Raw genomic sequence first — 12995 nt, forward strand, 5'->3', positions numbered from 1 at the left:
GTTTCCTTATGCCAAGCTGTCGCATACACCGTAAAGAGGAGATTGTGCGCATGTGATACGGCGAAAAAGGAGTGACAAGCATGGCAAAGCTAACGAGAGATCAATTTTTTGCGGCTATCGCCCCGGCCGTCATATTCGTTCATCTGGAAGGTTCTTCAATGTTTCCGTCGGTAAGACTGGCTCAGAGCTTACTGGAATCCGGGGGAGATATTCACGCATGGAACAATCTGGGCGGCATTAAAGTGGGCAGCGGCCGAACGAATGCTTATTGGCAGGGCGAAGCTGTCGTGAAGGGGACATGGGAGTATGTGGACGGGCGCTCCGTCATATCGAAGGCGGCATTCCGCGCGTATAAGAGCATCTATCATTTCTACAAAGACCTTGATCTGCTGCTGAATACATCCAGATACGATAGAGTGCGTCATGCCGCGACACCGGAGCGACAGACACAGATGCTGCTGGCCTGCGGCTATGCGACAGACCCTGCCTACCCGTCGAAGCTGATGGCGATTATTCGCCAGTATGGATTGCTCCGTTATGATGAGATGGCGAAGCCTGTTCCCTTGCCGAAAGGGTTCGAGGCGGCTTCCGTTGTGCCTATCATCAATCAAGGCCAAGTATTGGGAGGCGGGTACTTGCAAGGCGGCACGACCTGGATACCTGCAAGGCGGATCGGTGAGGCGCTGGGAGCGAAGATCGGCTGGACCGGCAGCCAGGTAACCGTCAACGGCCTGGAGCTGGAATCGATGCTGTCTGCATCAACCGGGTATGTGAAGGTTAGGGATATGGCTGGCGTGCTGGGTCTTCCGATATCCTGGGACGACCGGGCAAGGGCGGTTTTGTTCGAATAGCCCTTCCGCTCATTCTGCTGAAGAATATATTAAGTAATATAATCGATTATCATCAAGCTTATGAGGGGAGCAGTTGGAATGTATGCGTACGTGGTAGATCATATTCCGAAGTCGACGCCGCATAACAGGCGGCCCGGTTACGCATTGAACGCTACGACCATCACGATACACAACACGGCAAACCCAACCAGCACGGCACGAAACGAACGAAACTGGCTGACGAATCCATCTAATACAGTAACGGCATCTTTCCATATCGTCATCGACGAGAAAGAAGCCATCGAATGTCTACCGCTGCAGGAAGTGGCTTGGCATGCAGGAGACGGCAGCAGCTCGGGCAGCGGCAACCGGACTTCAATCGGCATCGAAATTACGGAAAGCGGCAATTACGCCCAGACGCTGGATCATGCGGCGACCCTTGTCGCGTCGATGCTCAGAGAGAGAGGGTGGGGGACGAATCGTCTGCGAAGACATTATGACTGGAGCGGCAAAAACTGCCCCCGCCTCATGAACGATGAAGGCGATTGGAGCGGCTGGAGAGCATTCGTAGCAAGCGTCGACGCCAAGCTGAAGGACGACGGCGGGGAGGTAGAAGAGCCGATGCTGAAACCGGAGGATGCGAACGCCATTATTCTGTTTTTGAGCGCAGCCTATATGTCCACGAAAGTACCGGAAGCCCGCAGGGAATTCAACCGGCTGGCGAACGAGCTGCGCCGAGTCAGCGGTCAGGACCCTCAGCCGTAAGGCGGTCTGATCATTTTGCTCAGGCCATCCCAAAGTTAATTATTGCTATCATTGGCTAAAAGAACTCCCGGCACGACTATGGCGTGTCTACAGCTATCTGCCCGCATGCTAGGCGCATGCGGGAATTTTTTTTGCTCATAGGAAAATCGTTGCTGTGGGAGTACATACGGGAAAATGATTGAATAAAAGGATTGCAGGAGAATTTGGCGAATACAGTTAATAACAAGTAAGGGCTATCACTGTTGACGAAATCAAATCAATCAATGGGAGGGCTGCGGATATGGAGGAAGTTAATTGCCCGTGGTGCGGCGAGCAAGTTATCTTGGACAGTACGATCTGCCCATTATGCAAGCATGAGGTGCTGCCGGAGCATCTCAGCGGAAAGGAAAGCTCCGCGGTTGCAGAGGAAGGGCTACAAGATGAGCTGGAAGAAGAGGCTACAGCCTCTCAATTGATGAATAATTATACATGCGCGCGCTGCGGACATGAGGAGTGCAACGTCCAAGAAGTGGCGATGACGGGCACGGGCATTAGCAAGCTGCTGGATATCCAGCATCATCATTATTTCTTCGTATCTTGTCTGCAGTGCGGCAAGGTGGATGTGTATGATCCGAATGTGCTTGAAGCTCGCAAGAGAGGGCTGCTGGGTACCGGGATGGATTTATTTTTATAGCGGGAAAGTATAGAGGGTTAGAATATGAGATGATATGCAAGCGGAGAAGTGAGCATTTCATGATGAAATAGCGTACGCTGTGCGGGACGCCAAAACAGGCTGTTCACTCATGTGATTAGCCTGTTAATCATTTGTTCTATTTAGCAGCTTTCTTCCGACCAGACCGGCGATTGCGGGTCTTTCGTTGTGCATGCTTGTTCACTTGTGGATATAGGGCTCTGAATGTTCGCAGGAGCAAGTGACTAATTAAAGCCCAAATAGCGACTGATCCCACAAGGGCAATAATGAGAACAATTCCGCCATACTCCTCAATGAGATCAGTAACGGAGAGTATAGTTGTGCCCATGATTACTACTAATGAAAGGCTATGCGGACCAAGATTTGATTGATACAGCGTAATAATAACAAGGAACACATACTCCCAGTACGCAGGCGGCTCTTTACCTCGAAACATATCCGTGCAGTTTTTACGGTCTTTCAACACTTTTATAACGGAGGCAATCAAGGAATAAATCGAATAAACAACAAAATGAAAAAATAATGCTACCAGAAAGGAGCCTAGCACCTCTAATAAAAGCAAGTAACAGCCTAGCCATATCAGGGCGAAAATCGTAAGCCACATGCGCCATCTCAATTTGTGTCACACCTTATGTCTATTATGTATGAGTTAGTTTCTCACTGTTGACTCACGTACAATTAAAAAAATATTCCTAAGAACTAATTATAGTTTATATTTTGTAAAAGAAAATGTTTTTTTGTAAAAAGATGTAGATTACTAGGTGCTTTATATAAGTGTTGCATTAAATGGAGGTTGGTGATGATTAGCTGGTTGCAGGGAGGGCCCTTTCTTGAGCTTAGTTTTGTTACTACAAATTGTACAAAACTTGAAACGATCATTAATCAGATTCAAAATATGGATGTAAAAATAACTGTTGAAAATCAAATAGAATCGCTTCAGGAATTTTATAGGGGATATTCGTACGACGTTGATGATCCAAATAGCAAGATCATGCATTCAATCACGCTAAACATAACCGTTCATACCATTCGTCAACGAAGAGCACTTCTTATTGTAGAAAAGTTTGGATCAGACTTGCTGTTTTTCTCAATGTGTTTTTTTGGGGATTTAGAGGATGCTCCAGAATGGAGTCAGCCAGGTATACGGTGTGATGAGGTATATGAATTTAGAAGCTTGTTAATTTTGCTTTTTAAGGAGTTGAAGTTTAGTGTTGGCGGATTGGCTATAGAGGAAGATGTGAAGACATTATTTGAAACTGAGGGAGAATGGCCGTATGAACAATGCACCTTATCAAACGTTAAATTGGGAGACAATCTCTCTAAGTTTTTGACCGTAATAGTGGATGAATTATTGAAGGATGTTTTAACGGAAATAAACTATAAGCACCTAGATAACTCAGGCATACTTATCGAAGTTAATTAGGTTTTATTTTCACTAATAGAGTGGGGTTGCGACAATGGGAAATATAATACATATCAATCATCATAAAAATGGACATGCAGTGGACTCTGTAAGTATGTCAAACGGAGGTACTGCTGTATTTCTCGACGTGCTTGCGCTTAGCGGCTCGGACCTGGCGGTCACGGACAGGGAGAAGGAATTCATCATATGGCTGAATCAAAGAGATCAATCCATAGTTGGCATCGGGACTGTTGGATTTAATATCAATGAGATGCCTTGGACCAAAGAAGGTTTTGCGGTCCATAAAAAGTTTCTGTTGTCTGTCATAGACAGTGCGGCTAATAGACAGAGATGGCATGTATTGAGCTATAGGCCGAACTATGAAATCATTTATAGTAATCTCACGCAGTTTCGTGATTTGATCTCTGCGTTTCAAGAAGAACAAGTAGATGAGAGCGAATACGATTACTGGTCATCGAAGGAAGAAGATGAAATCAATCCTACCATTCCAGATGGTTTTCCGAAATGTGAAAGCCATTCTGTCTTGTTGTCTTGCCATGGTTGTTTGATTTGCAATTTTGAAAAAACAGAAGGCAAATGCTGATATGTCAATTTGGAAGCCTTATGAAGATCTTAAGGGACATCCGCCAGATTTCAGAGTAACGTATAGATTTTATGCAGAATCAGAGGGCAGGATTACAAGGCCTGCATACCAGGGGCTTCGCTCAGATTTTTTGTATGATGGTGATGATATTAAGAAGATTGGTATTTTCTGTATACATACGCAATTTGAAGACATGTCGGGAAATGTAATAATGGATAAACACTTGCCTGTACCTACACAAGGTACCGCAACAATGTGGATTCTATTTCCTGAAATGCGACGTCTAGTACATGTGAATAGAATCAAGACAGGAATTAAAGGTTACTTTATGGCAGGAGGAACAAGACTTGGCGAAGTTGAGGTAACTGAAGTGCTGGGACTACACAAGAATGCGGAAACGTTAAGATAGCAGAGGGATTTTATGGAAAAGAGGCACCCGATGAACACTGAGCAATTGGAGAGATTCGCTAAGGAACATCAATCATTCAAAAAAGCGGAAGAAGGCTTTTGGGAATATGTAAATACATGGCGTGTTGAAGAGCCGGAGGAATATGCCGAAGCATTTGAAGATACGGATATCACCAATTGTACAGAGCTGCTGAGAGCAAAAATAGCATTAGTTGTGAATTATAGATGGGATCAGACCATCAGATTCGTACAAACTACACTTGATGTTAAAATTAACAATAGAAAAGTTGCCCAATATCATTTCTGCAGACCCTTGATGGTGAAGACATGGATGACGGGCTTAGTTTTGCAAATGTCTATTACCTTCCTAGAAATCGGGACTGAATTTATAGATCGTTGTTTATGACTTTAACGTATACCCCAAAGAGGTGGGTTGAAAATGGAAGCAGTTTTTTTAGTGCAGCACTCTTATGGAGTGGGAGAAGACGGGAAGTATGATGAAACTAAGACTATCGGCATCTATTCATCGCTAGAGAAAGCAGAGTTGGTAGTTGAAAGATACAAGGTACTCCCAGGTTTTAAGGATTACGCAGAACATTTTTACATTGATACATATGAAATTGACAAAGATCATTGGGAGGAAGGATTCGTAACAGTGCATGGGGGAGATACCGATGAGGAATATTAAGGTTTTTCTGAAATGGAAAAAAATTCATCAATATCAATAACCCAGCCGCGCTGTTCCAGTCGGCTGGGTTATTTCGTTTTGATAATAAACACTAAAAATAAATCCGCTGATCCTGCTTCTCCTTAAGTATTTCAACCGCCTCGCGGAAACGAAGGGAATGCACGATCTCCCGCTCACGAAGATACTTCAAGCTGTCTTGCAGGTCCACGTCATCCGTCATGTCGATGAGCCATTGATAGGTTGCCCTCGCTTTTTCCTCGGCAGCAATATCCTCATACAAATCCGCGATGGGATCGCCTTTCGCAGCAATATAAGAAGCCGTCCAAGGAACCCCCGCCGCATTTGTATAGAACAGCGCGCTGTCATGCGCCGCGTAATGATCCCCGAGTCCCGCCGCTTTCAACTGCGCTGGCGTCGCATCTTTGGTCAGCTTGTAGACCATGGTGGCGATCATTTCCAAGTGCGCAAATTCCTCCGTGCCGATATCCGTCAACAGCCCAACTACTTTATCCGGGATCGTATACCGCTGATTCAGATAACGCAGCGCAGCCGCCAATTCGCCATCGGCTCCACCATATTGCTCCATAAGAAATTTAGCCATCAACGGATCGCATTTGCTCACCCTTACGGGATATTGAAGTTTCTTCTCGTATGCCCACATTGGCGCGCATTCCCCCGCTTTCCTCGTCATTATGACCGAAGGTGAAACCTCCGGGTTGCTGCTCCCTTACACTTGCCACGGCCAAGGCGCTTCCTTCCATTGCCAAGGGGCTTTGGAGAGGCTGTGACCGAAGTTCATCAAGGGACCATACTGCGATTCGAATTGCTCGGCAATCCGCTTGCGCAGCTCCGCGAATTGATTGAACTGTGCAATTGCGGCTTCATCGCCAGGGTGAGTATCCAGGTATAGGTTCAATTCCACCAGCACAAAATCGACGGCCTGCAAGTCGTGCAGCTGCTTGTAATAAGCCTCATCAAGCACGTGAGACATCAATCACCACCTGCTTCCTCGCGTGATGGGTCCGGATAGGGAGCATACAGGGCTGGCCAAAGCGTTCCATATTTCAAAGCTTCATAAGGTGAGAATTGCGGCAGATTGGGGGGCTGGAATGTAATAAACAGCTGCGGCGGCACATTGTAGCTCTTTTCGGTGATGGGCGGGCAAGGGTCGAACGGCCCGATAAACGGCCGGTACGTTCGAAACTGATCGCTTGCACTCATGGGGGTCGCGCTCCTTTCCATATCATTCCTTGCCCAACTATATGTGTGAAGGGTTGGACGATATGCCCGATAGGAAAGAATGCATGCGACCCGGATTCCATGGAGTTTCATATCTTGGTGTGCGCTTCAAAAAATATCCGAAGAAGTGGCCTTCAATAGCTTCTCCAGATGCGAATTGTAATGATCGGCTATAGCTTGTTTGATCTCTTGAATATGATAGTCGACCTTTTGCTCGTCCGGAACATAACCAGGAAGATTAGCCATCTTATAAGCTTCATAAATATTAAGATGGTCGGAGAATGTTAATTGCATCACGTCTCGTTTGAAATCATGTATAGCGTCAACAGACTTGGCATTCATTAAGTTTTCCATAAGTATAAAGTTACTTATCAATCTATTCTGAATGTCCTCTGTTTTTGCGGCTTTTTCATATAGAACAGGAGACAGGGATTTCAATTCCTCTTGCAGCGCGTAGTAATCCTTAGAGGAATGTCCATACCCTCCCATTCTCTCATTTTCTAAAATATTGAGCTCTAGTCTGTCGATAGTAGCCGCTCGATAATCCTGCAATAGGGAGACTTGCGCTTCGAATAGCTTGATCTTATAATCCCTTTCTTTTTCGTTGGATTGCAACGTAGTTTGAATTCCCCAGAAGGCGAAGCTGAGAATTGCGGCAATCATTGCGGGAATGAGAGCTTTTTTAAATTCGATCTTCCAATTAAAGGGGGTATTTGTCATAAGATTCCTCCATCTCAAGGTTAGTAATAATTACAAGCCTATACGACTATAGAAGATTATGGTTCCAATACAAGAGCCATAGGAGGTGTAGCGGACGGGGCTGAACAAACCAGATCCGAACTATCTATTGGATATAATATCAATATTTTACAAAATAAATAGAGGTCAGTATGATAGAAGGAAGAAAACTTCCAGCTATTAGCATCGTGTTAATTGATTTTACACATGAAAGGATGAATCACATGGCCGTCTCTTCATCAGAACCGTTCCATCTCCTATTTCCATCCAGCACTCATCAAGCAGCGATCCGCCTCTCCGATCAGGAGCTGAAAGAACTGGAATGCATGCCTCTAATTCATGCGATAGCCGGAGACCGAAAGTATGATAAACACGTGAAAAACATGGTGCAGCAATTCACTCCCGATTTCAGTGTAATTGCTTACAGGCTCGACATTATAGATGATTTCATCGACCATCCCGAATTGCTTCGCCATGTGGAAAAGAGCAATGCGATTATCGATGAGATGCGGTTTGCAACCAGCAAAAGCCACTCTCACGATAGCGAATTGCTTCAGACAGTTTCTCGACTGAGAGAATTCACGATTTATGTTGACTTTATTGCTCAAATGCAGGAGGCTTTTGCAAGCGGGGAGACGGTGAAATCTGCTGGTTTACGCCGATTGCGGGATCGAATCCTGCGTATCTATGATAGTACAGATTACAAAAACCTGGCGACTCAACTTCCCACATTACAGCAAGGGCTCGATTCCATCGCAAGCGTAACCATTGGCATCAATCTGGATGCGCAGCTAAATCCCGTACAAGCCACATTGGTATCCATCAATGACAAGCGTTTTTCCGGGGAGTCCTTATTTGGCAAGTTGTTCGCGGGAGGCAATGAGTATCAAGGGATATCGGAGCTGTATAAGGACCCTGACGTCACCGAATCGGTCGTCCATAACACGGAGAAGATCCAGATCAGCATCGCAGCGGAAGAAGAGGCTTCTTTGCGCAGAGTGCTGTTCCGGGATTTGAGGAAGCTGCTGAAAAATGTGCTGAAGCCTGTCTATCCTATCATCGATCAGTACCTGCATATTCGCTGCAAATGGATATTGGAGCTGGAAGCGGAATTCGCCTTCTATATCGGCGCCGTTAAATTCATTCAGCGCATGCGTGGCTATGGATTGCCCATGTGCAGGCCAACTGTTCTTCCGATGGAGCAGAAGGAGATCCGATTGGACGATAACTTCAATGTTAATTTGGCAATGCGCATGTCCTATAAGGTGGAAGACGGCGATTTGAAGGAGCATATTGTGCTGAATGATGTCTGTTTTGATGGGGAAGGACGCATCTTTATTTTGACGGGACCTAACTCTGGCGGCAAAACGACGTACGCGCAGGCGATCGGATTAACCCAGGTGCTGATGCAATGCGGACTCTATGTCCCATGCAGCCGGGCGGAGATGAGTCCGGTGGATTCTCTCCATGTTTATTTCAACGTAGAAGAACAAGCATCGCTGGAAACGGGCCGTCTTGGCGTAGAGTCGAAGCGGATTGGAGAGATTATTGGCGCAGCTACGCCTAACAGCATGGTACTGCTCAATGAATCTTTTTCCTCGACCAGTCCGGGGGAAAGCTTCTATTTGATGAAGGATATTGTCAGCGCGCTTAGGCTATTGGGAGTTAGAGCAGTAGTGGCTACGCATCTTCACGATCTGGCTGAGAGCAGCAATCAGATTAATGAAGAGGTAGACGGAAGCAGCAAGCTGATCAGTATGGTTGCCGGTATAAAAGAGGATACAGAGCATGACGGCACGTTATCGAACCGTTCCTATAAAGTTCGGCCTGGACGGCCGCAAGGCAAGAGCTTTGCCATGGATATCGCCAGGCAATACGGTATCAGCTTCGATCAGCTAGCGAAAACCATTCGTGAACGGAATACCGGTTCCAAATGACGATTTGGCGATTTATGACAAATAAAGTCGAATACAGGCAGGGATAGTGAAGGTACGGGTGGAATGATTAAAGGGAGACATTATTCCACATGAGGAGCGGAACGAATATGAGCCAAACGGAATATTCTGCATCAGGACATCCCATTCACAGGCACAAGGAACGAGAAGACTCTTTTCAACCTGCATATGGCGATGAAGAAACGATTGAGAAGGTAACTGCCCACGTCGAGAAGCATATCGGCGAAGTTGATTTTGTCTTTCATGAAATCCTATCCGATAAGGTTCATATCGATGTACTGCGCGTACCGCCAACGAAAGGTAGAAATTATTATACGTTAGTTACATGCGGCATGAGCGCGCTGCCCATGACGGTACCGCAAGGAGCCGAGCAATTCCGCTTCGCGGAACTGCTGCTATGTCTGCCTTCTGATTGGCCGCTGACGGAAGAAGCTATGCAAGATGATAAGAACTATTGGCCGATTCGCTGGTTGAAGACATTGGCTAGATTGCCGCATGACTATAACAGCTGGTTATATGCAGGCCACACCATTCCGAATGGCGATCCGGCGGAGCCTTTTGCGCCGAATACGAAGCTGTCGGGCATGTTGCTTTCCCTGCCAACAATTGCGGAAGATCCGAATGGATTTTTTACACTCCAGATGTCCGAGGAGAAGGAAGTGCACTTTTTCTCCTTGCTGCCTATATATAAAGAAGAGATGGACTTTAAGCTTAAGCATGGTGCGGAGGAATTGTTCCAGAAGCTGGACGAAGCGAGAATTAACGAGTTCCTGCAAGTTCAACGCAAAAACGTATGTAAAAAATCATGGTTTGGTTTTCGTTAAGCTCTAATATACATAAGAAACCCGCTAATCTGCCCAGATCAGCGGGTTTCTTATTAACTCTTGAAGTGATCTCTCATTTTCTCATACGTTTCTTGCATCTCGTCGCTATTATTTTCATTGAAGAAGGCGAAGGTTACTTTGGAATCCATGACTAGAACAATAATTTCACGATTGTCATCCGCAGTAATTAACGTCAATGTCCCTTTGGCGCCATTCTCGCCCTTGAAGTCGACGGTTTCGGCGACGGTTGGGTTTTTAAATTTTTCTTCTTCCTTGCGTATAGACGCTGTGCCTAACAGAAAGAGCGAGGCTACTTCCGGATTGACGCTTTCTTCCACATATTTTTGCTTCTCCGCCACGTCGCTGCCGTTCAAGTAGATATTGACGTGATCGAGAGCCAGCTTCTGGGCTTCTACCCATTCTTTTTTTGGTTTTTTGGTCGGCTCCGGCTTCGTGGAGCCTTCTGTTTGTCCGTTCGGCGATGCGGATGGATTTGCTTGATTTTGGCTGCAGCCCGCTACTAATAAGGATAACGCGAGTGCTGCCGCTGCTAGTGCTTTTTTGTTCATGTTCGATAACCTCCTGCATAGATCATGCTGATCAGTGGCGCTATGTAAGGTCTTTCCTTCTTGCTTGCAATCAAACGTCGCCATCTCCAAAACCAATCAGCTTGGGCTGGCGGAGAAGGCCGCTGTCTGTAAATTCCAGCGCGGAGACGCGGCAAGGGAAGGGGACGCTTAGCCAGGCCACTTCGGATTTTTTCATACCGGGCGTCAGTACCGGGAAGGGGCATTCCCCGGGATAGTCCCGCATGAACTGCTCCAGAATGCGTTTCGACGCATAATCCAGCCCCGATACATGTCCGACATATTGACCTTCATATCGTAGCACAAGACTGGACACTTGTCCTTCCCTTAATTTGATGCCGACCACCTCAGCGTGAAGGTACAGCTCCTTGCGTTTCTTATACCACGATTGATGATATTTGCCTTCCGTATAAGGACTGTCCAGCTTCTTGGAGACAAGGCCTTCCCAGCCGCGTTCATGCAGCCATTCCCATAATGCTTGCCCATCGTCAAATAAATCCGAAACCATCAATCGGGGCGTCTTTTCCGGGAATTTGGAGGCCAGCCGCGCAAATCGTTCACGGAACGGAAGCGGGCGAAGGTCTTCGTCCCCGTCATGCAGCAGATCGAACAGGACGAGCAGCAGCTCGTCCCGTCCGTTGCCGTTGCGTATGCCAAGCCGTCCTCTTTGGAAATTAGGCCTCACGCCGTCAAAATAAATAATTTCCCCATCCGCGACACACGCGCCGACTTGTAAGGTTGTCAGATGCTCTACAATTTCCGGGAACGTCTTGTTCCGTCGTTCCATCCGTTTGGAGAACAGTTCCACCCCGCCTGATCCGTCCAGTCTGACAATCGTGCGGACCCCGTCCCATTTGATCTGATAGCACCACTCGGGTCCTTCCGGAATATCCGGCGCCAGAATCGGGGACATCGGAACAGACGGCAGAGGCATCCTGCTGCTGGATGAACCTGTCATGAAGCTGTGCCTTTCGTTGTTTTCTTCGGCTTCTTCTCTTTGGTGGCGGCGGGTTTGCGTTTTGCTCCGGCTTTGCCGGTATCGGTCGGGATTTTGGCTGCGTCGAGACTGGCCTGCAACGCAGCCATCAGGTCGATGACCTTGGTCGAATCGGTGGCCGGTGCCGCTACGACATCGACGCCTTCGCCAGCCATCTTGGATTCAATCGCCTGCAGCAGCGAGTTGCGGTAGTCGTCTCTATATTTCTCCGGGTCGAACCCCGCTGAGAGCTGGTCAATGAGCAGCTTGGCAATCTCCAGCTCCTTGTCGTTGACGGAGACTTGCTCCGGCAAGTTAGGCACATGGGTAATGGAGCGGATCTCATCGGGGAAGTGCATCGTCTCCAGGCACAAGCAATTGTCTACGACACGGATTGCCGCGAGACGGCTTTTGCTGCGGATAGAAATTTTGGCAATGCCGATTTTCCCCGTTTGACGAATGGCTTCAAGCAGCAGGCCATAAGCGCCGGAGCCCGACATATCGGGGGACAGGTAGTAGGCTTTTTCGAAATAGATGGGGTCGATATCGGTCAGGTTGACGAAATCCAGAATTTGAATCGTTCTAGCCGACTCCGGGCGCAGCGCATCCAGCTCCTCTTCGGTGAACAGGACGAACTTGCCTCTTTCGTATTCAAAGCCTTTTGCGATTTCGTCATTTTCAATTTCCCGGTCGCAGTGGGCGCAGACGCGCTTCTGGGAGATGGGCGTGCCGCATTCCTTGTGGATGCTGCGGAATCGAACATCCTTATCCTCCGTAGCGGTGAACATTTTGATGGGGACGTGGACGAGACCAAAGCTGATGGCGCCTTTCCATACGGTATGCATGAACGAATAACCTCCATAGATTTATTTGGGACAATCGCAATGGCTTGCAAGCTGCTTTATTGAATAATTACTTTCAGCATTCCCATTCTGGACGCTATATTATTTTTGCCTGCGATGTATATTCGTGGCGAAACCGGACAAGATAAAATCATCGGCGTCGGAAGATGCCGTAGACAACCGCGGAGAAGACTTACGTTTCCCCATAAGTTCTTCGTCCGGTTTCTCCTCTCCCATGAAAGAGGCCCCCGAAAGGGGGCCTCGATTATTTTTGTAAGACGACATCGCCTGGAAAATGTAACTTAGGAGGCGGTTTTGAGCGGATCTTTTATCCAAACGGGCGTTAGGACCCTCTCATTCCTTTCATAACGCAAGTATGTGCAAGGTATGTTTCTCCCCTATGAACATGGCCTCGAAATAAGGTTTAATTCTCCTTGTGACTTGAA

18 protein-coding genes are annotated in these 12995 nt (G+C 47.2%); 10 read left to right on the forward strand and 8 right to left on the reverse strand.

The annotated features are described in order from the left end of the window. The first annotated feature begins 80 nt into the window (after positions 1–80). From ACFVSO_RS14260 to ACFVSO_RS14270, 3 genes are all read left to right on the forward strand, one after another. The gene (locus ACFVSO_RS14260) at positions 81–851 is read left to right on the forward strand and encodes a glucosaminidase domain-containing protein (RefSeq protein ID WP_387474575.1); all 771 of its coding nucleotides are present in this window, start codon (positions 81–83) and stop codon (positions 849–851) included. A gap of 78 nt (positions 852–929) precedes the next feature. Beyond that, a complete protein-coding gene (locus ACFVSO_RS14265; RefSeq protein ID WP_387474577.1) occupies positions 930–1595 on the forward strand; it encodes a peptidoglycan recognition protein family protein in 666 nt (221 codons plus the stop codon). Between the two features lie 280 nt (positions 1596–1875). Beyond that, a complete protein-coding gene (locus tag ACFVSO_RS14270) occupies positions 1876–2268 on the forward strand; it encodes a zinc ribbon domain-containing protein (RefSeq protein WP_387474579.1) in 393 nt (130 codons plus the stop codon). Between the two features lie 136 nt (positions 2269–2404). Here ACFVSO_RS14270 and ACFVSO_RS14275 read toward each other — a convergent pair whose 3' ends face one another. Continuing rightward, positions 2405–2890: a hypothetical protein gene (locus ACFVSO_RS14275; RefSeq protein ID WP_387474581.1), complete on the reverse strand. Its 486-nt coding sequence runs from the start codon at positions 2888–2890 to the stop codon at positions 2405–2407. Between the two features lie 195 nt (positions 2891–3085). On the opposite strand from ACFVSO_RS14275, the gene ACFVSO_RS14280 reads away from it, so the two are divergent. The 5 genes from ACFVSO_RS14280 to ACFVSO_RS14300 are packed head-to-tail and all read left to right on the forward strand — an operon-like array spanning position 3086 to position 5388. Continuing rightward, entirely contained in the window at positions 3086–3709 is a 624-nt protein-coding gene (locus ACFVSO_RS14280; protein WP_387474583.1) for a hypothetical protein, read from the forward strand. 34 nt (positions 3710–3743) lie between these two features. After that, a complete protein-coding gene (locus ACFVSO_RS14285; protein ID WP_387474585.1) occupies positions 3744–4292 on the forward strand; it encodes a hypothetical protein in 549 nt (182 codons plus the stop codon). Position 4293: 1 nt separating this feature from the next. Beyond that, entirely contained in the window at positions 4294–4701 is a 408-nt protein-coding gene (locus tag ACFVSO_RS14290) for a hypothetical protein (RefSeq protein ID WP_387474587.1), read from the forward strand. 30 nt (positions 4702–4731) lie between these two features. Continuing rightward, complete coding sequence (locus ACFVSO_RS14295; protein ID WP_387474589.1) at positions 4732–5106, forward strand: hypothetical protein; 375 nt, start codon at positions 4732–4734, stop codon at positions 5104–5106. Between the two features lie 33 nt (positions 5107–5139). Continuing rightward, positions 5140–5388 (forward strand): DUF7336 domain-containing protein, encoded by a 249-nt coding sequence (locus ACFVSO_RS14300; RefSeq protein ID WP_387474591.1) that lies wholly within the window; start codon positions 5140–5142, stop codon positions 5386–5388. Between the two features lie 91 nt (positions 5389–5479). Here the strand turns inward: ACFVSO_RS14300 and ACFVSO_RS14305 are convergent, their stop codons facing one another. From ACFVSO_RS14305 to ACFVSO_RS14320, 4 genes are all read right to left on the reverse strand, one after another. Then, the gene (locus ACFVSO_RS14305; RefSeq protein WP_387474593.1) at positions 5480–6049 is read right to left on the reverse strand and encodes a manganese catalase family protein; all 570 of its coding nucleotides are present in this window, start codon (positions 6047–6049) and stop codon (positions 5480–5482) included. A gap of 66 nt (positions 6050–6115) precedes the next feature. Beyond that, positions 6116–6379, reverse strand: a complete 264-nt coding sequence (locus ACFVSO_RS14310; protein ID WP_387474595.1) for a spore coat protein CotJB — start codon at positions 6377–6379, stop codon at positions 6116–6118. After that, positions 6379–6609 carry a spore coat associated protein CotJA gene (locus ACFVSO_RS14315; protein ID WP_387474597.1) on the reverse strand — a complete coding sequence of 77 codons (231 nt, stop codon included), beginning with the start codon at positions 6607–6609 and terminating at the stop codon, positions 6379–6381. Before ACFVSO_RS14315 ends, ACFVSO_RS14310 begins: the two co-directional genes overlap by 1 nt. A gap of 126 nt (positions 6610–6735) precedes the next feature. Beyond that, positions 6736–7347 carry a hypothetical protein gene (locus ACFVSO_RS14320; RefSeq protein ID WP_387474599.1) on the reverse strand — a complete coding sequence of 204 codons (612 nt, stop codon included), beginning with the start codon at positions 7345–7347 and terminating at the stop codon, positions 6736–6738. Between the two features lie 242 nt (positions 7348–7589). Between ACFVSO_RS14320 and ACFVSO_RS14325 the strand changes: the two genes are divergently transcribed. Then, on the forward strand, positions 7590–9302 hold the full coding sequence (locus ACFVSO_RS14325; protein ID WP_387474601.1) for a MutS-related protein: 1713 nt from the start codon (positions 7590–7592) through the stop codon (positions 9300–9302). 107 nt (positions 9303–9409) lie between these two features. Further along, positions 9410–10144: a suppressor of fused domain protein gene (locus ACFVSO_RS14330; protein WP_387474602.1), complete on the forward strand. Its 735-nt coding sequence runs from the start codon at positions 9410–9412 to the stop codon at positions 10142–10144. A gap of 53 nt (positions 10145–10197) precedes the next feature. Here the strand turns inward: ACFVSO_RS14330 and ACFVSO_RS14335 are convergent, their stop codons facing one another. The 3 genes from ACFVSO_RS14335 to ku all read right to left on the reverse strand — a co-directional run bounded on the left by ACFVSO_RS14335 (position 10198) and on the right by ku (position 12552). Next, positions 10198–10713 (reverse strand): hypothetical protein, encoded by a 516-nt coding sequence (locus tag ACFVSO_RS14335; protein WP_387474604.1) that lies wholly within the window; start codon positions 10711–10713, stop codon positions 10198–10200. Positions 10714–10783: 70 nt separating this feature from the next. Continuing rightward, entirely contained in the window at positions 10784–11689 is a 906-nt protein-coding gene (locus tag ACFVSO_RS14340; RefSeq protein WP_387474606.1) for an ATP-dependent DNA ligase, read from the reverse strand. Then, positions 11686–12552 (reverse strand): non-homologous end joining protein Ku, encoded by an 867-nt coding sequence (ku, locus tag ACFVSO_RS14345; protein ID WP_387474608.1) that lies wholly within the window; start codon positions 12550–12552, stop codon positions 11686–11688. The genes ACFVSO_RS14340 and ku overlap by 4 nt, the downstream gene beginning before the upstream one ends. Positions 12553–12995: the final 443 nt, after the last annotated feature.

The organism is Paenibacillus sp. NPDC057967 (assembly GCF_042887015.1).
Classification (GTDB): Bacteria; Bacillota; Bacilli; order Paenibacillales; family Paenibacillaceae; genus Pristimantibacillus.